The sequence below is a fragment of the Prosthecobacter sp. genome, assembly GCF_029946185.1.
GTDB lineage: Bacteria > Verrucomicrobiota > Verrucomicrobiia > Verrucomicrobiales > Verrucomicrobiaceae > Prosthecobacter.
In genome coordinates, this window is the sequence record NZ_JAQSEA010000172.1 from 1 (window position 1) to 18,754 (window position 18,754).

Here is an 18,754-nt window from a genome sequence, read left to right on the forward strand (position 1 = left end):
CGCGTTTTTTCGATGATCACCCCCGGATGAGTTCAGCCCGCTCAGGAGCCAGTCCTTTCTCGATCATTTGATGCCATGCCGCGACCGACAACGGCAATGCGCGCTATTGGAACGCTGATTGCGACAGGATAGGCACCATGGGATGACCTTAAGTTCAGAAGCAAAACTGGCAAGCACACTTTCGGTGCCCGCCACCATGTGCGGCCTGCACCGGCCAGCGTTGGCTATGCCCTGCCGTGTTTGCAGCCGCAGCCTCTTTAAACAAAAAATCCAGACGACCTGCTTCCGCATCCGCCTGCATCTGCTCATCCCAGGTCTTTGCCTTCACCTGATCAAACCATTCGGCCAGCTTCCAGAAGTCTTCCTTCGGCAGCCCGCTGATCGCGGATTCGATTTCAATCACGGAACTCATGGCAGAATTATAATCAGCCATGAGCGCACTGGCAAGCTCATGCAACAGCACCCCTTGCCCGCCACCGCCTCACCGCCTCCGCATTCGACTCAAACGCAAACTCCTCCAGCGGCACCTCATCCAAAGCGCAGACCAAGATCTCTGACACCTCGGCAGCCTGCATCACCACTTGGCTGAAGTCGGGCACGCGGGCAATGTAGCAAAGATCAATCGTGGGCCACGTGTAGCCTTGAAACAGGTAGCGATTATTGAGCGTGCAGAGGTAGGTGAAGGCACTCGCCGGCAGATCAATGCCCACCTCTTCATGGGTTTCACGGGCCGCCGCCACCTCACCGCTTTCTTCAGGCTCGATGACACCACCGGGCAGACCCAGCTTGCCAAAGCCTGGCTCATGCGCGCGGCGGATGATGAGCACGCGGTCCTGTGAATCGAGCAGCAGCGCCACGGCAGCAGGGATCGGCGTGATGAAATGCCGAAAGCCGCAGGCGGCACAGACAAACTCGCGGTCACTCTTTGGTATCCAGTCGTCCTTGCCACAGTCGCTGCAAAATTTGAAGGGAGATTCAACCATGTCGCTTTCCCTGCCGCCGATGCGCTCGCCATGCCAGCAGAAACACCAGCACGCAGGCGGCTTTCAGCACAAACAGCCACCAGGGTTCCCACCACGCACCGGTTTGCACCTCGATGAGATCAGACAGGCCAAAGCACGCGAAGGCCACAGGAAGCAGCCAGCGCCAGGGTCGTTTCATCCGCAACCGCACGGCCAGCACCAGTGCGATGATGAACCACAGCCCGGCCTCGCCGTAGTTGAAAACGGCATGCAGTGAAAGCGAGGCCTCAGCGTTCATGCATGAACATCCCCTGCCATGCGTTCAAGGGCAAGGTCCGGCCAGATGATAATTCTTGGCTTGGGTGACATCCCTTGTCAGAATTCACGTTAATTCAGAGCATGAGCACCAACCTCCTCCAGTCCTGGCTGCGCCTTCCCAACGGGGAGCGCCATGAGCTGAATGGCACCTGCTCCATCGGCCGTGCACCGGACAATTCAATCCCGGTGGCTGACAGTGAAGTCTCGCGCCGCCATGCCATCATCCAATCTCAGGGCGAGCGTGAATTCTGGCTGGTCGATCTCGGCAGCGCAAACGGCACTTATGTAAACGGCCGCCGCATCTCGCAGTCGGTGTGTCTGCACAACGGCGACCTCATCCGCATCGCCGGCAACGAACTCGAATTTTCCTCGGACATACTCAGCGCCATGCACCCTGTTGGCCAGCAGGCCATGGCTTCGACGATGATTCACATCCGCCAGGCGCAGTGCTGGCTCATGGTCGCGGACATCATCGGCTCCACCCAGCTCTCACAGACACTCCCCGGAGCACAGTTCCCCCGCATGACCGGCAGCTGGTTCAAAAACTGCCGCCAGATCATCGACGAATGCGGCGGCCACATGTCGAAGTATCTCGGCGATGGATTCTTCTGCTACTGGGACGACACCGCAGACAGCGCCATCCAGGTGCGACAGGCCGTGGCCAAGCTGCATGCAGCGCAGCTCGGGGCCAATCCCCCCTTCCGTGTCGTATTGCATTTCGGTGCCGCCATGCTCGGCACCGTCCCGACCATGAACGAGCTCAATCTGCACGGGCCCGAAATCAATTTCGTCTTCCGCGTCGAAAAAGTCGCCGCCACACAGAAGCAAAACATCCTCTTCACCGAAGCCGCCGTGAAACACCTGGTGGCGGAACAGGAAGTCCAGCTCGTGTGTGAATGTTCAGTGGATGGTTTCTCGTCACCATACAAGTTTTACACGCCAAGCCACTGATCCCACGTGATGTGGGCACTCCTGCCCGCAACGAATGTCCTCGGACGCTCGCTGCTCGGGAACTTATTTCCCCTCACAAATTCAGGAAATAATCTGCGGGTTTCCTGAATCTGCGGGAAAACCTCTAAAATAAGGCTCCTCGCACACCCACTGCGGTCAAGAGCGCCCCCCTCACTCCAGCGCACTTGCAGTACCATCCGCCTGCTCCGGTTCAGACGGCAGCAGCATCGACACAGCAGCCGCAGGAACGAAGAGAAACCCCGCATAAAGCAGCGCCGTGCGGAAGTCGCCGACATTGACAAAGATACCAAAAAACACCGTGCCAGCAGCAGCGACGATGCGCCCGATATTATAACAAAAGCCGGAGCCAGTAGTTCGCAGCAGCACCGGAAAGAGCGGCGGCAGGCACATGGTAAACAGGCCGAACACGCCCTGACACGCACCAATGGCGGCGAACTGCCACTTGGTGGCCTCCCAGCTCCACACCTGCGAGAACGAGAGATACATGAATCCAAAGTAGGCCAGCATCATGCCGACGATGGTGTTGCGGTAGCCGAAGAGCTTCGCCAGCCCCCCGGCGATGAAGTTGCCAATCAGTGAGCCCACCATGATCCACATCAGCCCCGTCACTACAGCACCATCCCGGCCCGCTTTGTCGAGGGAAACGACCTCCTCGAGGCTCAGCACATGCTTCTGCTGCCAGAACAGGAAGGTCCAGTGCGCGGTCAGGGACACGGCGCAGATCAGCATCACACGCCACGTCACACTGCGAACTTCGGGACCGAACAACGCGCTGATCTTCGGCACCTCCTGCCCTTTGCGTGCCTCCGTCCACTCCTCAGTTTCCGGCACCGCTTTGCGAATCCACAGCGTGATGAGCGCGGGCAGAATGCCGATGAGGAAGATGTAGCGCGGCTCCTGACCGGCCAGCAGCCAGCCCGCAAAGCAGGCCACCAGCACGCCGCAGTTCACCGCGCTTTGCAGCGTTGCAGCGATCCATGGCCGCCATTTCTTCGGCCACGTTTCCGACAGCAGCGATGCCCCCACCGCCCACTCACCGCCGATGCCGAGCGCCGCGAGGAAGCGGAAAATCATCAGGTGCCACCACTCCTGCGCAAAGAATGACAGGCCGGTGAAGCAGGCATAGGTCAGGATCGTGAGCGTCAGCGCCCGGCTGCGGCCCAGCACATCGCCGATGCGGCCAAAGAACGCGCCACCCAGCGCCCAGCCGACCAGGAACGCCGCCTGGATGATGGAGCCATGCATGCCCACCGTGGGATCAGTCTCCGGCACCAGCATGAGCTGCGCCACGAAGGCCGTCGCGACCAGCGTGTAGAGATGCATGTCGAGGCCGTCAAACATCCAGCCCAGCCATGCGGCGAGTCCGGAACGGCGTTGCTGCGGCGAAAGATCCCGCAGGCGGGTGATGTCAGGAGTGGCTGGTTGGCTCATGCGGGCGCGAGTCTTTCGCAGCCGGGCCGGAATGGCAAGCACGGATCACTTGCTCTTTGCCAGCTTGTTGTACTTCTCCACCAGTTCGTTGAACTCCCGCGTGCGGGCATTCAGCTTGGTGATCGCGTCGTTGCGCTCCTCTACCAGCTGCTTGAGCAGTTCATTCTGCTTTTCCATCGCACTGTTCTGCGTGGTGACGACGTCGTTGTGGCCCTTGAGGGCCTCAGTACCTTTGCCAAAGGCAGCCTGCGTCGCCTCCAGCCCATGCTGCATCTGCGCGACTTCACGCATGTAAACAGCGATGGAAATACCACGGGCAGTGGAGTCGGCGGAAAGCTGGCTGTACTCGCGGGACACTGCGATCAGCTTGGCCTCCATCTCGATGCGCAGTTCGGTGAGGCGCGCGATTTCCTTTTCATACTCACGCACCTTGCGCTCCGCATCAATGCGCATGGCATTTTCAGCTTCGAGGCGTTTGACGAGATCCAGGATGTGGCCGCGCAGGCGCGCCTCACGCTCCCATTGCACCAGGCAGACAACACACAGTCCGAGAGAGATGAGAACCACCAGCGTGGTGAGCAGACGCTTCATGGGTCAGGGAGCCGGCTTGGCCGCATTCGCGGGTTTGACGTTGAAGGCGACCTTGGTGAAGCCCACCCGCTTCGCGGCGTCGAGCACTTTCACGAGATCGGCGTACCGCGTGTTCACATCAGCGCTGATGTACACCGGCGTGGCGGGGTCCTTGCCGAAACGTTCGCCCAGTTTGCGGTCCAGCTCAGGCAGCATGACCGGGGTCTTGTCAAAAAACACATCGCCGGTGGCATTCACCGCGAGATTGATCATGTCCGGCGTAAAGTCAGACTGGGCGGAGGAGGCGACGGGCAGGTTCACCTTGATGGTCTGCTGCCTCGTCATCGTGAGGCTGACCATCATGAAGGAGGCCAGCAGGAAGAACATCACGTCAATGAGCGGGATGATTTCCAGCCGCGTCTTTCGTTCGGGCAATGGCGAATGAAGTTTCACGGCGGTGATCAGGCCTTCGGTGTGACTTTGTCAAACCCGTGCTGCACGGCGAGAATCAGCACATTGTTCGCGGCGGCTTCGAGATCAAACTTCAGGCCGGCCAAGCGTGAGTGGAAGTAGTTCATCGGCACCAGTGTGCCAATGGCGATGCCCAGACCAGCAGCGGTGGCGATGAGTGCCTCACCAATGCCACCCGTGACTTTTTCCACCGCGAGCTCGCTATTGCCCATGCTGGTGAAACTGCCCATGATGCCAGTCACGGTGCCAAGCAAACCGAGCAGCGGCGCAAGGGTGACGATGGTGTCCATCGCACTCAGGTAACGGCCCGCATCGCGCAGTTCCTGCCCGGCCGCCACTTCAAGAGCGCCCTGCATGCTGGTGTGGCGGTGATTGAGCCCGTGATGGATCATGCGCACCACCGGGTCCTTGGATTTCGCCGAAAGCACAATGGCTTGGCCGAGGTCTCCTGCCTCCAGCTTTTCGTACACTTCATCCAACTGCTTAACGGAACGTTTCGCGGTAAAGCGCAGCCACCAGAACACACGCTCCACGAAGATGCAGACGGCCACGACGGCGACCACTGCGATGGGATACATGATGGGACCACCTTTGTGGAAGAGATCGACGGCGGCGTTGGCGAGTAGGGGCATGAAAAAACAAAAATGGGAGACCTAAGATGGCAGAGAGAATAGCTTCAGCGCAGGCTGAACCTGAGCGGTAGAGTGTACCGATGCGACGTCCCTGCGGGCCAATGCCAGTTCCGGCGCACCCAAGAAGCACCGTACTCGTCCAGCGCACTAAAGCCGGCACTGCCGACGACACTGACACTTTCGACCGCGCCCGAAGGCCCCACACTGATGCTCAGGCGCACGGTGCCCTGCATCCCTGCGCTACGTGCAAAGGCCGGATAGGGAGGCGGTGGAAACTTGCCTTTGCCACTGCCAGCACCGCTGCCGCTACCGCCTACGGCCCCTGCCTGCGTTGAGCTTGCACCTGTGCCTCTGCTTCTCGCCACAGGACCTACGCGCGGACGCGAAGGAGCAGGGTCCGGCCTGCGTTTGATCACGGGATCAACGGGGCGCAAGGCATTCTCAATCTTCGGTGCGGTGGGAATGGCAAACACGTCCTCCATCGTCATCGCTTCAGCGATCTCTGGCAGGTCCAGATTCTCCAGCGGCATCTCGATAGTTTCAGGAAGCTCAACCGGCTCCACGGGTTCGACTTCAGTGGAATCCTCGGCGCTTTCACCCATCGCCATCAGCTCGGCCATGGATGTTTCCTCCATGGGCAGCTCGGTTTCTTCGAGGTCCTCCAGCGTCTTTAAGTGAATTGGCGGCAGATCAGCAGCAAGCATGCCGATGACGCCCACCGTCAGGAAACTCCCGCTAATGCCCACAATCCAAGACAACATGATGACCACCCGCAGCAGGCTGCTACGTCGCCGAATCACCGACACGGCCGGCGGACCTGCCGCAGCAGAACTAGTCTTTGGGCGGTCGTAGGCCATCGAGGGCATGTGGGAGAGTGCTGAAGAAGTCATTGCACGGGGAGGGATCGAAAGAGAAAATGAAACGTAAGAATCCCATGTCAACTTGCAATTGCGACTCAGTCGCATCATTATTCACATTTTGCTGTGCATAGTGCCTCTATTGTCAATAAACCCCAGCCGAATGCCCTTCCCTTCAGATCCTCAAGAAGCCTCTCCCGACGACCGCAATGCGGTGGCCAAAGTCTGGATGAAGCGCGGCATAGCACTGCTTTCGGCCCATAATCACGCCGTGCTGCCGGAGGCCTTGAACTGCTTTGAGCAGGCCTTGGCAATCCGCCGTGAGCTCCCGTTTGAGGAGAGCGCCTGGTTCCGCTGGCTGCTCACAGCCTGCTGGATGAACTTGGGAGATGTGCAGACCCGCCTAGGAAAGCCCGCCGAGTTGATCGCAGCCATACGCAGCTTCGACGAAGCCATCTTTCACCTCCAAAAGCTCCCGCTGGAGGAAGACTCGCAGTATCGCGGGCGTCTGGCGCTGGCATGGATGAAACGCTCCCTAGCCCTCCGCTCACAGGCGACTCCTGCGAGCCTGCACGCAGCGCTTCTCTCACTCGATCATGCTAAAACCGTGATCGAGGAAAGTGTGACGGCTAAACTCCCCGTCAATACCGCGCTGCTGCCAACCTTGATGCTCAACCGCGCCGCATTACTCCTGGAAGTTTCCCCTCCCCGAATGCTGGAAGCATTGGAGGTCACAACGCAGGTCCTGACTTTATCCCAACCCACGGAGCACCTGACACTCCAAGCCGCCGAGATAGGCCTGAAAGCACGCCACGTCTTCTGCCGCGCCGTGGCGATGCTGCTCGAAACACCCCCGGTGGACACCAGCCGTGCGGATGACTGGATCATCCAGGCCACAGACAAGGTGGACGAAGCCATGCACCTCACCGCCAGATGGGAGAACCATGCAGCCGGGACAACATTCCATGCCCTCCGCCACGAATTGTTCCGTTATGGCTGCAATCTGCTCCTGGCCTACCAGCCCCATTTCATGGCCGAATTTTTGCTGGATGTGCTCGATCCAGCGCAGGGCTCTCCCCTCCTGGCAAAAGCAGACGACCTCTACCAAGTGGGTCTTGAGGCATTGGATCTCGCGGCGATCGAACTGCGGCGCAGAGGCCCCCTCGATCTGGGATTGCAAAAAATGGACCGGTTGCTCGAAGTGCTGGAATCACTGAGCCAAGCCACTGAACGGATCAAAAAGCGCGCAGATCAGGCAATGGCCGGATGATGCGGGGCTGATAACATCGTCGACAATCGCTATTTCGATACCGTCAGCAGCACTGACAGCGTCACTCCGTGTGTAGGCGCTAGGCAGCCTTGACTGCCTCCATCAAATTCTGACCCATCGGTTGGTTTAAAGCCAATGGGGCTTGGGATTCGCTGCAAGGCGGTTCCAAGGCACATTTTTTGTCCAACAAGGGGCGCCTTTTATCCACATGAAGAAAATTGTCATTCGGAAGCTTGACTCGGTTTGAAACTGAGACTTAATCGCAATTAGCTAATGAAATTGAATCTCATTAGCGTTATCTCCCCCCAGCTTCCCCAACTCGACCTCAATGCAAAAGAAACTCGACTCACATTCCCGACACTTCACGCGTCAAACATCCCACAAAACTCTCTCCGTCACCTCTTTGCTGTGTGCCGCAGGAAGTCTGAGTGCTCAAACCGCCGCCCCCAGCAAGCTCAAGCCCCAGGTGGAATCGATCCCGACCGAGATGCCCGAAGTCGTCATTGAAGCGGCTGGATCGGTTTATAACCCCACCCGCCTTCAGTCGGCGAAGTACACCGAGCCGCTGGTTGACATCCCTCAAACGATCACGGTCGTTCCCAGGGCGGTGATCGAAGACCGCGGCGCTTTCAGCCTGCGCGACGTGCTGAAAAACACACCAGGCATTTCCATGCAGGCAGGCGAAGGCGGCGGCGGCTTGTCAGGAGACAACCTTTCCATCCGCGGATTCAGCGCCCGCAGCGACATCTACCTCGACGGTCTGCGCGACTACGCCGCCTACAATCGTGATCCGTTCAACACGGAGCAGGTCGAAATCGCCAAAGGGCCCTCTTCGTCCACCGTAGGTCGTGGCTCAACTGGCGGCTCCATCAACACGGTCAGCAAAATGGCCAATCTGACCGACTCCGTTCTCACCACAGTCAGCGGCGGCACCAGCAATCTCTACCGCGGCACGGTGGACGTGAACCAGAAGCTCACTGAGCACTCGGCCTTCCGCCTCAACACCATGTACCACAACGCCGACACCCCGGGGCGTGACCACGTCACGTCAGAGCGCTACGGCATTGCTGCATCCCTTGCCCTCGGTCTCGGCACCGACACACGCTTCACGCTGAATTATCAGCGGTTGGAGGAAAGCAACGTCCCGGACTACGGCATCCCATGGGTTCCCACCAACGGCACCTTCGGCGGTTCAGGGGCCGCACTCGCCGGCTACGGGAACCAGCCACCGCCGGGGGTGAGCTTCAACACCTTCTACGGCATCCCAGGCGTGGACTACGAAAAAATTCAGACCGACCACTTCACGGCGATCTTTGAACACGATTTCACCAAAAATGTGCGCCTGCGGAATGCGACGCGCTACTCGCGCTCTCACCGCGACTCAGTCACCACCGCACCACGCTTCCGTGACGTCGGGGTCGCCCCTGGCAATCAATACACCACGGTGCTGAACCGCCAGTTGCAGCGCCGGCAGATGTACACCGAGATGTTTGGCAACCAGACCAATCTGGTCGCTGAATTTGCCACCGGACCGATCAAACACGCGCTGGTCACTGGCATGGAGTTTTATCTCGAACATCAGCAGAATGCCAACGCGGCCGGCATTGCGACCATCGGCGATTTGTATGAACCCACCCTCGTGAATCCGCCAAGCTCTGCACCCCCGGCCGCCACGCAGGACTTCACTGGCGCGACTTACCCTGGCCTGCCAGCCCCGATCGAGGCGTATCTATACACTGTCTCCGCCTATGTCTTCGACACCATGAAGATTGGCAAGCACTGGGAGATCAGTGCAGGCCTGCGTTACGATCACATGTATGCGACCGTGAGCGGACCTGGCAACACTTCTGCCGGCGGATTTGCCAACGCTGATGACCTCTTCAGCTACAAGGCTGCGCTGATCTACAAGCCCGCGAAACAGGGCAGCATTTACTTCGGCTACGGCACTTCGTTCAATCCTACCATCGACGGTGCTTCTAACACAGGTCTCGGTCTCACCGCCGCCACGTCTTCGCTCGACCCTGAAAAGACCTCCACCTTCGAGCTCGGCACCAAGTGGGATGTTCTCAAGGAACGCCTCTCGCTGACGGCCGCCCTCTTCCGCTCTGAGAAGACCAACGCCCGCACCACGGATCCCACCGGCATCACGACTCTGGGCGGCAATCAGGTGGTTCAAGGCATCGAATTCAGCATGACCGGCAACATCACCAAGAACTGGCAGGTCTTCGCGGGTTACGCTATTATGGAGAGCGAGACGAAAGCCTCCACCGCCGCTGGTACAGTCGGTCAGCCCTTGTCGAATGCTCCACCCCAGACATTCAACCTCTGGACCACCTACACCCTCCTGGAAAAAACGCAGTTCGGCTTCGGTGCCCAGTATATGGGTGAGCGTACGACCGCCGATTCCGTGAGTGCCAAAACCGCGCCAGCCTACTGGACGCTGGATGCCATGGTCAGCTACAAGTTCACCGACAAAATCAGCCTGCGCCTGAACATCTACAACCTCGCGGATGAACGCTTCATCGGCAACGTCGGCGGTGGTCATTTCGTCCCCGGCCCGGGACGTTCCGCCGCACTGACTGCAAGCATCAGATTCTAAGGAACCACCAGCCATTCGCACCGCGACAATCAGACGTCGCAGAGAGTTGATTTTGACGTCTTTCTCTGCGGCGTTTTCTCCCCGGTGGTGGTGTTCATTCAGCGCCCCTCCGACTGATCTTTTCACACACCCATTTTGATTTATGCTTCTCTCGATTCCCGATGTTCTCACTGCTGAGCAGGTCGCTCATGCACGCCAGCTTCTTGACGCCGCCGATTGGGTGGATGGCAAAGGTACCGCCGGTTATCAATCGGCCAAGGCCAAGGACAACATGCAGCTTCCGGAGAACAGCCCTGCAGCGCGCGAACTCGGGGAGATGATCCTCGCCGCCTTGTCAAGAAACCCGCTCTTTCTCGCTGCAGCCCTGCCCCTGCAAATTTTCCCGCCATTGTTCAATCGTTACGCCGGTGGTCAGTCCTTCGGCACGCATGTGGACAACGCCATCCGCCAGCACCCCACCGCACCCGTCCGCATTCGCACGGACATCAGCGCCACCCTGTTCTTCGCTGGCCCGGAAGAGTATGACGGCGGTGAGCTCTGCATTGAAGACACCTACGGCGTGCAGCGTGTCAAGCTGCCCCCCGGCCACATGGTGCTGTATCCCTCCACCAGCCTGCACCACGTCACCCCGGTCACACGCGGTGCCCGCGTCTGCTCCTTCTTCTGGCTGCAAAGCATGATCCGGGACGACGGCAAGAGATCCCTCCTCTTCGATCTCGATCTCTCCATTCAGCGCCTGGGTCGCGATCTCAAAAACAACCCCGTGGCCGAACAGACCGCCGTGCAACTCACCGGCGTTTACCACAATCTCCTCCGCCAGTGGGTGGAAATGTAATTCCCTGTGAAGCTCACCTTTCATCGCCTCATTTTCTGGGGCCATCTCATCGCCGGTCTCGTTGCTGGTCTGGTCATCCTCTCCATGGCCGTCACCGGCCTCATAATCTCCTACGAGGTCCAGTTTCTGGAGTGGGCCAATCGCGACCTGCGCATCACACCTTCAGCCGCCGCTGACGCCGCACGCCTCGACATCGAAGCACTGCTGGCCAAGGTGCGCGAGACCAAGCCGGACTTCAATCCCACAGGCATCACCTGGAAAGCAGACCCAGCCATGCCCGTCACGCTGACCGTCGGACGTGGAGGCATCTTTTTCGCCAATCCTTACACCGGTCAGTTCTTGGGCGAAGGAAACCACGCGTGGCATGGCTTTTTCCACGCCGCCACCGAGTGGCACCGCTTCCTCACCGGCACCGGCATTCCTAAAGAAGTGGGCAAGACTATCACCGGTGCAGGCTGCCTGATCTTCAGCCTGCTACTGCTCTCCGGCATCTACCTCTGGTGGCCGCGCCAGTGGCGTTGGGCCAGCGTACGCGCCGTCCTCGTTTTCAATTCCCGTCTCAGAGGCCGCGCGCGCAACTGGAACTGGCACAACGTCTTCGGCTTCTGGACCGCATTCCCGCTGCTCTGCATCATCCTCACCGGCCTCATCATGTCCTACGGCTGGGCGAATAATCTTCTCTTCACCTTCACCGGTAACGTCCCACCCCCTCCGCGCGAACGCCCCGCAGGCGGTCCGAATACTGGCGGCAAACGTGAAAGCGGCCCCGCAGCCCCAACTCCTTCCCTCACCGGCCTTCAACCCCTTCTAGCTCAAGCACGCCAGCAGATCCCAGACTGGACCACTCTCAGCCTGCGCATGCCGCAGAAACCCGGCGCCCCTTTCCCACTCATGGTCGATCGCGGTGGTCGCGGTCAGGTGCATCTGCGAACCATGCTGAACCTCGATGCAGCCCAAGGCAAACTGCTCCCCAGCCCCGACGACCTGCCGCAGCAAAACCTCGGCCGTCGCCTCCGCATGTACGCCCGTTTCCTGCACACCGGCGAACTCTTCGGCCTCATCGGCCAAACCGTCGCCGCCCTCTGCACACTGAGCACCATCCTGCTGGTTTGGACCGGTTTTGCTCTGGCATGGCGGCGCTTCTTGAAGCCCTGACCTCCCGCCCCGTGGCGTCATGAAAGACGCTGGATCACAAGAAAGTCTCACTAAATTGCAAATGAGACTCCATCGCAGAAAGAGCTTGAGCGTTAATACATTCTGTCCAATATCCGCCCTCTTTGCGACGGAATCTCAGTATCAACACTCTCATGCCATCGACTTTCGCTCCTCTCATCCGCCTTTCCACCGGACCGATCATCACCGCTTCCGCCCTGCTGTTCCTTGCACTGGCGTCTCATAGTCGTTCCCAAACCGCCAGACAAGCCTCAGAGCAGCTCCCTGAAATCACCATCACCGCAGAGGCCGAGCCCGAGTCGCAGGTCATCATCCCCTACCTTCCACCAGTGGAGGGCACCAAGATCTACGCCGGCAAAAAAGCGAGCTCCTTAAATCTCCAAGCGCTCCCTCAAGTGCAGGCGAACAACTACAGCCAGGCCTTTGCCATGACGCCCGGCCTGATCACGGCTGAAGAAAGCACCCCGCTGGTAAGCTTGGGCTATCGCGGGATCGGCTCACCAGATCGCGCCCAGTACTTTATGATGCTGCAGGATGGCATCCCCATCGCTGCAGATCCTCAAGGCTACCCCGAGTCCTACTGGACCCCGCCGCTGGAGTCCACCCAGCGCATCGACTTCGTCCGTGGCGGTGCTTCCCTGCTCTATGGCCCCCAGCCAGCGGGTGCCATCAACTACGTTTCGGCCATGCCGCGCACGGACCGCCTCTTTGGCATGCAGACCAAACACATCTTTGGCAGCAACAACCTCTACTCGACCTTCAATTCCTTCGACGGCAGCGCGGGCAAATGGAGCTGGCTCGGCTGGTTCAACTACCGCTCCGGCGACGGCTTCCGCAGCTCGAACAGCGACTTCGAAGTCATTGCCGGTCATATGAAGCTCATCTACCAGCAAGCCACTGACACCCGCTGGATTTTCTCCCTGGATGCCGGCTCTGACCGCCATGGCGAAGCCGGTGGCCTGACCTCAGCCGCCTACAACACTGACCGCAATCAAACGGTCCGCCAGTTCGACCGCTTCAATCTCACCCGCTACGTCGCCAGCGCCGAACTTCAGCACAAGTTCTCCAGCAAGACCGAACTGAGCGTCAAGACCTGGGCCGGTGCCTATGACCGCTGGAGCCGCCGCCAGACCGGCGGCTTCGGCACCGTCACCGCTCCAACCAACAGCATCGCCCAGCAGCAGTTTTACAACTGGGGCATCGAGCCACGCATCCGCCACGACTATGAACTGTGGGGCGGCAATCACTCACTCGCCGCCGGCATGCAGTTCTACATGTGCCACTCCCCGCTCACCACCGCCACCGGCGCCACGCCGACCGCCGACACCGGAGTCCTCACCACCGACGCCCAGCGCGACGTCATCTACGGCTCCATCTTCATCGAAAACAAATTCACCTTCGGCCGCCTGACCATCACGCCGGGCTTCCGCATGGAACTCATCAATCAAGACGTCACCGTCCGCAACATCGCCGGCGGAACAGCCACACAGCGCGACAGCAGCAAGTTCGACCAGCAGCCGCTCTTCGGCCTCGGACTATCCTATGACCTCGGCAACGAAACCGCCGTCTATGCCAACGTCTCGCAGAGCTACCGCGCCACCACCTTCGGTCAGACCCTCATCACCGCCCCAGGCGGCAGCGCCAGCAACGTCGCCCCTTCACAGGGCTGGAGCTACGAACTGGGTCTGCGTGGCAATCCCAAACCCTGGTTCACCTACGACACATCCTTCTTCCTCGTCGATCTCGATGACAAACTCGGCACCGCCGGCGTGAACATCCAAAGCGTTGGCCGCAGCATCAACTATGGCTGGGAAGGCGCCGCGCAGTTCGATGTCATCGGCGGACTCGACGCCCTCAACGGCACGCATCGCGGCGAGCGCCTCGGCGCCCTCAATCTCTACGGCAACATCTCCGTGCTCGAAGCCCGTCTCTCCGGCGGTGTGAACAACGGAGGCACCCCGCAGTATGCACCGCCCTACATCATCCGCACCGGTGCCATCTACAAACGCAAGAGCGGCCTGAAAATCGCCTTCCTCGGCACCCTGATGGCCCGCCACAACGGCACCGACAACGCCGACGGCCGTTTCGACATTCCCGCCTACACCACCTGGGATCTCACCGCCGAGGTCCCCCTCGGTAAAAACTTCTCCGTCCTGGCCGGCCTCAACAACGTCTTCGACAAGCACTACTACTCGATCGTCACCAGCAGCGGCATCCTCCCCGCCTATGGCCGCAACTTCTACGTCGGCGGCAGCCTGAAATTTTGATCTGAATTAGGTTGGATCAAATCCCTGCGGGGCGCGGAAGTGGTGTTCCGCCCCCGCAGGGGCATTCACCCTCGCTTCACTTCCGAAACGGAGATGCCGGAATGTCCGCCCCATTGAAAAGCGTCGCCACCGGGTTGTCCTTCCAGGCATAACGCACCTGCTTCGGCTCAGCGACCGCTTTGGCGGAAACGACGACCGTTTCACCCTCAATCTTCGCATCAGCCGGCTGCCACTGCCCGTCTGCCCCGGCGACTTCAAACTCGGTGAGCGCCCCTTTCGCCTTCAGACCCTTGGCATGCTTGAATGTGAGCACGAATTCGCCCCCCTTCACCGTGGCCGTATCGATCAGAGGGCCCGAGGTGTCAGCAACATCTTTGTGATACACCGCACCCAGCGCCCACAGCGATAGGCGGCGGCCGACTTCCTGCTTGTTCGTCGGATGAATGTTTTTCGCATCACCGATGTCGATGGTGATGGCCATGCCGCTGTTAGGGATCGTGCTCAGCGCGTTGAGCATCTGCTCGCGCACAATCGGCCAGCCTTCACCGGCACGCGTAAAATTCGGCAGCTGCACCCAGGCAAACGGAAACTCGTCGTTCCAGCGCCCGCGCCAGTCTTTGGCCAGCAACGTAAGCAGACTTTGGTAATAGGGCGCCTTGTAGTCCACGCTGTTGGCTTCGCCCTGATACCAGATCGCCCCACGGATCGCATAGGGGATGAGCGGCGAAATCTTGCCGTTGAACAAACCGCCGACATCGCCCTTCCGCTTGCGTGTTTCCAGCGGATCGCGCGGCTTGCGCGGCACCTCTGTGCCCGCAGCCTTGGCCATCTTCACTTCCTCAGCCCACTTTGCCACCTCACGCTCATAGCCCTTCATGGCCTTTGCTTCGTCAAACTTTCCCGCCTCTTGTTTGAGTGCCTCATAGAAGGGCTTAAGCTCCGCGCTCCCCTGCTGCGCCTCAGGACTGATCCAGGACTCAATCGGCGTGCCACCCACGGAGGAATTGATCAGCCCGAGCGGCTGCTTGAACACATCGTAGAGATTGCGGCCAAAGAAATACAAAGTGGCGGAGAAATGGCCCACCGCCTCAGGAGAGCAAATCACCCAAGAGCCTTTGCCCACCGCTTGCGCTGTCGTCGCGGAGGGACTGCTCTCCGTAAACACCCGGATCAGCGGCACATTCGCCGCCGCCTTGCTGCCTTCATAGTCATTGGCTCCCTGCACCTGCAAGCCCATGTTCGACTGGCCCGAACCGAGCCAGACCTCACCAATGAGCACGTCCTTAATCGTCTTTTCACCAATCGTCAGCGTTTGCGGTTCCGCAGCTACGGCAAGAGCATCCAGCTTCAGCGACCACTGCCCCTTCGCGTCCGCCTTCGTCGTTTTTTTCTGCCCGGCAATGGCAACGGTGACTTCCTCATTGGCATCCGCCATGCCCCACACAGGCACCGGCTTGCCACTTTGCAGCACCATGTGATCAGAAAAAACGGCAGGCAACGTGACGGCAGCCTGGGCTGAAAGAGAGAGTAGCAGGAGAGAGGCAAATATCTTCATGACGGGTTGGGATGAGAAGAGCCTTGTCAACGTCAGGACCCGGACCATTGCTTCAAGAATGTCCGCCGCACTTTTTTCAGCCGGCCTCGGTGATGTGATCCGAGTGTGTTATCAGCATGCTGGCTATCGCGTGCTGAGCGAAACCACTCAGCCGGTCCCCGTGATCATGGCTTCGCACAATCCGTTCTCCATCGAGATCTTCCGCCATCATCGCAATGCAAAAAATTTCATCCTCTACGATCTCGCGCACAAGTACGAAGAGTTCTTCAACGCCGGCCTGCGGGGGGCGGACATCAACCGTGCGTTGTGCGCCTTTGCCGGCCTGGATCATGAGCAGCTCATCCGCGGCCCTGCCAACGGACATGTGCCCGTGTTCGACGCCCCGGACGACGTCGATTCACAGGGACACATCGTGTTTCAACCCTTCGCAGGCAACATCTCCCACCGTTCCCTGCCGCCGGATGTGATTGAAAAGACGGTGCAAGTGCTGCGCCGTTTACCCTGTCAGGTATTTGTGGTCACGCGCAGCTACCTCCGGCCCGGTGGAAACGGAAAAACGATTCACGCCGTGGAGGACGCACGTTCGGTCGAGGGCGGCAACATCACGGTGCTCGACAGTCTGACGGTGCCTGCCACACTCAACCTCATCAAGAACAGCCGCGCCTATGTGGGCAGCTGGTCCAGCCTGCAGCAGGCGGCCTGGTTTGAGAACAAGCCCGTGGCCGTATTTTACCCTGAGAACCATCACGATAAGTCACACCCCACGGACTACGCTTTTGGCATGGACCGCGACAACACGCTGGGACGGGAATACCCGCAGGTGGACGCCGCCGAACTGGCGGAGTTTCTGCAACGCTGGTGATCAACGTGGCATGAAACGACGCAGCACCTCGAAATGCGTGGTCGCGGCGCCGGTTGTTTCATCCAGATTTTCCATGCGGATTTTGTAAGGCACGTCAACCGGCGTGATAAACGGCACCCGGCTCACACGGGCGAAGATCATCCCATGATAGCGGCCAGTGATGACCAGTCGTGACCGCGCAATCGTCTCAAACGCCACCTGCGGCCCGGCACCTGCAACGATCTGCGCCTGCGGAAAACGTTCCGCAGCTTCGCTGAGCAATGCGTGATCATCCACCGCCGCCCCCATCCCCAGCCAGGTCACCGCCACGCCGCTCGCGGCAAACTGCCGCAGGTAATGGTTCATCAGCATATTGCGCGCATTGACTAGGCCTGCTGGAACCAGAGTGATGGACCGCACGTCCTCCAAGGGTGTCGCAATTTCAGGCTGGTAGAGATAGGCGGCATCAGGAGCAAAAACGACATCTTCACGTCCACTGAGCTCCTGCGCGATGAGCACGCAACGGGGTGAGCGAAGGGTGATAAAATGTGCCTGCTTTAAATAGTAGGCCCACGGTTGCAGCGTGGCGGCATCGTCGGCCTCACAGTTGTTCTGAAATTGAAAGCCGCAGGAAAGAAACCCCCACGGAATGCCACGCTGGATCGCCGCATCCATGTAGAACTTCATGCAGCGGAAATGCGGCGATTCGATTTCCTCAGCTCCTGCTTTCCCATGGTTGTAAACAATCCCGCCGCCTCCCATGACGAGCATGTCCAGATCTTCCGGCAGAGCTGCGGGGAGATCTGAATTGTAAATCACCAGCTCGTGCGCCGGCAGCTCCTGCGCAAAGACCAGCGGATAAGTGTCATCCCCGACGTTGCCATAACCTGATGCTCCGACGAAAGCGATTTTCATGTGCTGGAATGTTACCACAGAACCGGGTGGGAATGAAACCTCCAGGGAGGTGCGGAACCGAAAATAACATGGCTCACAAAAAATCCGCTTGTCTCGTTTAACCATTTGGTTAAATATTGTCACGGTTACACACCACACACCTATGAAAACAAATCTGCTTCTTATCACCCTCTCCCTCCTCTCCTCGGTGCTCATCACGTCCGCGGGTGAACAGCCCAAACCCTACACCGGTACTGCGGAGTTTGAGAAACTGAAAACTCTGGCCGGTGACTGGCGGGCCAAAGCCGATATGGGCCAGGGACCAACGACAGTGACCACACAATATCGCGTCATCGCCAGCGGCAGCGCACTGGAGGAGCGCATGTTCCCCAACACGCCCAACGAAATGGTCACCCTCTATCACGAGAAAGACGGCAAGCTCGTGCTCACGCATTACTGCATGTTATGCAACCGGCCCAGCATGACGCTGGTAAAGTCCGCCGCCAAATCCCTCACCTTCGACTTGAGCAAGGAAAGCGAGATCAAAGTGGACACGGAAAAACACATGCACACCGCCGTCATCACCTTTGTGGATGCGGATCATGTGACGCAGAACTGGACACTTTTCGACCAGGGCAAGGCCCAGCAGGAACATCCCTTCCAATTTGAGCGCGTGAAGTAAGCCCGCTTGCCAGCCCGGCACGCAGCATCCACTCGTTTCTCCATGAGACGCGCCCCCCAGCCTCTGCTCCTTGATCTTGTCTTCGCCGCACTATCCGATGCCACGCGCCGCGGACTGCTTTCGCGGTTGATTGAGGGCGAGTCCACCGTCGGCACGCTCGCGGAGCCCTTGCAAATGTCCCTCCCGGCCGTCTCCAAACATCTGCGCGTGCTGGAGGATGCCGGCCTGCTCAAACGCCGCATCGAAGGCCGCACCCATTACATCACCGCCAATCCCAAGCCCCTCCGTGAGGCCGTGAACTGGATCGAACGCCACCGCCAGATGTGGGAAGGCAGCTTCGACAGACTCGCCGCCCTCATGGAGCAGCCACCGCCAGAGCCACCCGCCAAAGAGTCCAGCAAACCCAAAAAGCCATGAGTACTCTC

Annotated in this window: 19 protein-coding genes; 9 read left to right on the plus strand and 10 right to left on the minus strand. The window is 59.4% G+C overall.

From position 1 onward, the window contains the following. Positions 1–154 precede the first annotated feature (154 nt). From PSV43_RS14970 to PSV43_RS14980, 3 genes are read right to left on the minus strand one after another with little or no spacing between them, the layout of a single operon-like run. Positions 155–412, minus strand: coding sequence for a hypothetical protein (locus PSV43_RS14970; protein ID WP_300198826.1), 258 nt, complete (start codon positions 410–412; stop codon positions 155–157). 37 nt (positions 413–449) lie between these two features. Continuing rightward, on the minus strand, positions 450–983 hold the full coding sequence (locus PSV43_RS14975) for an NUDIX domain-containing protein (RefSeq protein ID WP_300198829.1): 534 nt from the start codon (positions 981–983) through the stop codon (positions 450–452). Then, positions 976–1,260: a hypothetical protein gene (locus PSV43_RS14980; protein WP_300198832.1), complete on the minus strand. Its 285-nt coding sequence runs from the start codon at positions 1,258–1,260 to the stop codon at positions 976–978. The genes PSV43_RS14975 and PSV43_RS14980 overlap by 8 nt, the downstream gene beginning before the upstream one ends. A gap of 101 nt (positions 1,261–1,361) precedes the next feature. On the opposite strand from PSV43_RS14980, the gene PSV43_RS14985 reads away from it, so the two are divergent. Beyond that, positions 1,362–2,231 (plus strand): adenylate/guanylate cyclase domain-containing protein, encoded by an 870-nt coding sequence (locus PSV43_RS14985; RefSeq protein WP_300198836.1) that lies wholly within the window; start codon positions 1,362–1,364, stop codon positions 2,229–2,231. A gap of 171 nt (positions 2,232–2,402) precedes the next feature. Here PSV43_RS14985 and PSV43_RS14990 read toward each other — a convergent pair whose 3' ends face one another. Genes PSV43_RS14990 through PSV43_RS15010 form a run of 5 tightly spaced genes read right to left on the minus strand, consistent with a single transcriptional unit; the run spans position 2,403 to position 6,222 of the window. Beyond that, complete coding sequence (locus tag PSV43_RS14990; RefSeq protein WP_300198839.1) at positions 2,403–3,683, minus strand: MFS transporter; 1,281 nt, start codon at positions 3,681–3,683, stop codon at positions 2,403–2,405. Positions 3,684–3,728: 45 nt separating this feature from the next. Beyond that, a complete protein-coding gene (locus PSV43_RS14995; RefSeq protein WP_300198842.1) occupies positions 3,729–4,274 on the minus strand; it encodes a hypothetical protein in 546 nt (181 codons plus the stop codon). Between the two features lie 3 nt (positions 4,275–4,277). Beyond that, positions 4,278–4,706 carry a biopolymer transporter ExbD gene (locus tag PSV43_RS15000; protein WP_300198846.1) on the minus strand — a complete coding sequence of 143 codons (429 nt, stop codon included), beginning with the start codon at positions 4,704–4,706 and terminating at the stop codon, positions 4,278–4,280. 8 nt (positions 4,707–4,714) lie between these two features. Continuing rightward, the gene (locus PSV43_RS15005; RefSeq protein WP_300198849.1) at positions 4,715–5,356 is read right to left on the minus strand and encodes a MotA/TolQ/ExbB proton channel family protein; all 642 of its coding nucleotides are present in this window, start codon (positions 5,354–5,356) and stop codon (positions 4,715–4,717) included. 44 nt (positions 5,357–5,400) lie between these two features. Continuing rightward, positions 5,401–6,222 (minus strand): energy transducer TonB, encoded by an 822-nt coding sequence (locus PSV43_RS15010; protein WP_300198852.1) that lies wholly within the window; start codon positions 6,220–6,222, stop codon positions 5,401–5,403. Between the two features lie 154 nt (positions 6,223–6,376). On the opposite strand from PSV43_RS15010, the gene PSV43_RS15015 reads away from it, so the two are divergent. The 5 genes from PSV43_RS15015 to PSV43_RS15035 all read left to right on the plus strand — a co-directional run bounded on the left by PSV43_RS15015 (position 6,377) and on the right by PSV43_RS15035 (position 14,357). Continuing rightward, positions 6,377–7,483 carry a hypothetical protein gene (locus tag PSV43_RS15015; RefSeq protein ID WP_300198855.1) on the plus strand — a complete coding sequence of 369 codons (1,107 nt, stop codon included), beginning with the start codon at positions 6,377–6,379 and terminating at the stop codon, positions 7,481–7,483. 328 nt (positions 7,484–7,811) lie between these two features. After that, entirely contained in the window at positions 7,812–10,082 is a 2,271-nt protein-coding gene (locus PSV43_RS15020) for a TonB-dependent siderophore receptor (protein WP_300198858.1), read from the plus strand. A gap of 142 nt (positions 10,083–10,224) precedes the next feature. Next, positions 10,225–10,917: a Fe2+-dependent dioxygenase gene (locus PSV43_RS15025; RefSeq protein ID WP_300198861.1), complete on the plus strand. Its 693-nt coding sequence runs from the start codon at positions 10,225–10,227 to the stop codon at positions 10,915–10,917. A 6-nt stretch (positions 10,918–10,923) separates the two neighbouring features. Further along, positions 10,924–12,072, plus strand: a complete 1,149-nt coding sequence (locus tag PSV43_RS15030; protein WP_300198864.1) for a PepSY-associated TM helix domain-containing protein — start codon at positions 10,924–10,926, stop codon at positions 12,070–12,072. A gap of 152 nt (positions 12,073–12,224) precedes the next feature. Continuing rightward, positions 12,225–14,357 (plus strand): TonB-dependent receptor, encoded by a 2,133-nt coding sequence (locus tag PSV43_RS15035; protein WP_300198866.1) that lies wholly within the window; start codon positions 12,225–12,227, stop codon positions 14,355–14,357. 76 nt (positions 14,358–14,433) lie between these two features. On the opposite strand, the gene PSV43_RS15040 is transcribed toward PSV43_RS15035, so the two are convergent. After that, positions 14,434–15,912 (minus strand): sialate O-acetylesterase, encoded by a 1,479-nt coding sequence (locus PSV43_RS15040; protein WP_300198869.1) that lies wholly within the window; start codon positions 15,910–15,912, stop codon positions 14,434–14,436. A 58-nt stretch (positions 15,913–15,970) separates the two neighbouring features. On the opposite strand from PSV43_RS15040, the gene PSV43_RS15045 reads away from it, so the two are divergent. Beyond that, the gene (locus PSV43_RS15045) at positions 15,971–16,774 is read left to right on the plus strand and encodes a hypothetical protein (protein ID WP_300198871.1); all 804 of its coding nucleotides are present in this window, start codon (positions 15,971–15,973) and stop codon (positions 16,772–16,774) included. Here the strand turns inward: PSV43_RS15045 and PSV43_RS15050 are convergent, their stop codons facing one another. Next, complete coding sequence (locus PSV43_RS15050) at positions 16,775–17,668, minus strand: polysaccharide pyruvyl transferase family protein (protein WP_300198872.1); 894 nt, start codon at positions 17,666–17,668, stop codon at positions 16,775–16,777. A gap of 142 nt (positions 17,669–17,810) precedes the next feature. Between PSV43_RS15050 and PSV43_RS15055 the strand changes: the two genes are divergently transcribed. Together PSV43_RS15055 and PSV43_RS15060 are read left to right on the plus strand one after the other, a co-directional pair. Next, complete coding sequence (locus tag PSV43_RS15055; protein ID WP_300198875.1) at positions 17,811–18,329, plus strand: hypothetical protein; 519 nt, start codon at positions 17,811–17,813, stop codon at positions 18,327–18,329. Positions 18,330–18,371: 42 nt separating this feature from the next. Next, on the plus strand, positions 18,372–18,746 hold the full coding sequence (locus PSV43_RS15060) for a metalloregulator ArsR/SmtB family transcription factor (RefSeq protein WP_300198878.1): 375 nt from the start codon (positions 18,372–18,374) through the stop codon (positions 18,744–18,746). Positions 18,747–18,754: the final 8 nt, after the last annotated feature.

Excerpts from the sequence above, each read along its gene's own strand:
- PSV43_RS14970 (WP_300198826.1), bottom strand. The coding sequence starts at position 412 with ATGAGTTCCGTGATTGAAATCGAATCCGCGATCAGCGGGCTGCCGAAG.
- PSV43_RS14975 (WP_300198829.1), bottom strand. The coding sequence starts at position 983 with ATGGTTGAATCTCCCTTCAAATTTTGCAGCGACTGTGGCAAGGACGAC.
- PSV43_RS14980 (WP_300198832.1), bottom strand. The coding sequence starts at position 1,260 with ATGAACGCTGAGGCCTCGCTTTCACTGCATGCCGTTTTCAACTACGGC.
- PSV43_RS14985 (WP_300198836.1), top strand. The coding sequence starts at position 1,362 with ATGAGCACCAACCTCCTCCAGTCCTGGCTGCGCCTTCCCAACGGGGAG.
- PSV43_RS14990 (WP_300198839.1), bottom strand. The coding sequence starts at position 3,683 with ATGAGCCAACCAGCCACTCCTGACATCACCCGCCTGCGGGATCTTTCG.
- PSV43_RS14995 (WP_300198842.1), bottom strand. The coding sequence starts at position 4,274 with ATGAAGCGTCTGCTCACCACGCTGGTGGTTCTCATCTCTCTCGGACTG.
- PSV43_RS15005 (WP_300198849.1), bottom strand. The coding sequence starts at position 5,356 with ATGCCCCTACTCGCCAACGCCGCCGTCGATCTCTTCCACAAAGGTGGT.
- PSV43_RS15010 (WP_300198852.1), bottom strand. The coding sequence starts at position 6,222 with ATGCCCTCGATGGCCTACGACCGCCCAAAGACTAGTTCTGCTGCGGCA.
- PSV43_RS15015 (WP_300198855.1), top strand. The coding sequence starts at position 6,377 with ATGCCCTTCCCTTCAGATCCTCAAGAAGCCTCTCCCGACGACCGCAAT.
- PSV43_RS15020 (WP_300198858.1), top strand. The coding sequence starts at position 7,812 with ATGCAAAAGAAACTCGACTCACATTCCCGACACTTCACGCGTCAAACA.
- PSV43_RS15025 (WP_300198861.1), top strand. The coding sequence starts at position 10,225 with ATGCTTCTCTCGATTCCCGATGTTCTCACTGCTGAGCAGGTCGCTCAT.
- PSV43_RS15035 (WP_300198866.1), top strand. The coding sequence starts at position 12,225 with ATGCCATCGACTTTCGCTCCTCTCATCCGCCTTTCCACCGGACCGATC.
- PSV43_RS15040 (WP_300198869.1), bottom strand. The coding sequence starts at position 15,912 with ATGAAGATATTTGCCTCTCTCCTGCTACTCTCTCTTTCAGCCCAGGCT.
- PSV43_RS15045 (WP_300198871.1), top strand. The coding sequence starts at position 15,971 with ATGTCCGCCGCACTTTTTTCAGCCGGCCTCGGTGATGTGATCCGAGTG.
- PSV43_RS15050 (WP_300198872.1), bottom strand. The coding sequence starts at position 17,668 with ATGAAAATCGCTTTCGTCGGAGCATCAGGTTATGGCAACGTCGGGGAT.
- PSV43_RS15055 (WP_300198875.1), top strand. The coding sequence starts at position 17,811 with ATGAAAACAAATCTGCTTCTTATCACCCTCTCCCTCCTCTCCTCGGTG.
- PSV43_RS15060 (WP_300198878.1), top strand. The coding sequence starts at position 18,372 with ATGAGACGCGCCCCCCAGCCTCTGCTCCTTGATCTTGTCTTCGCCGCA.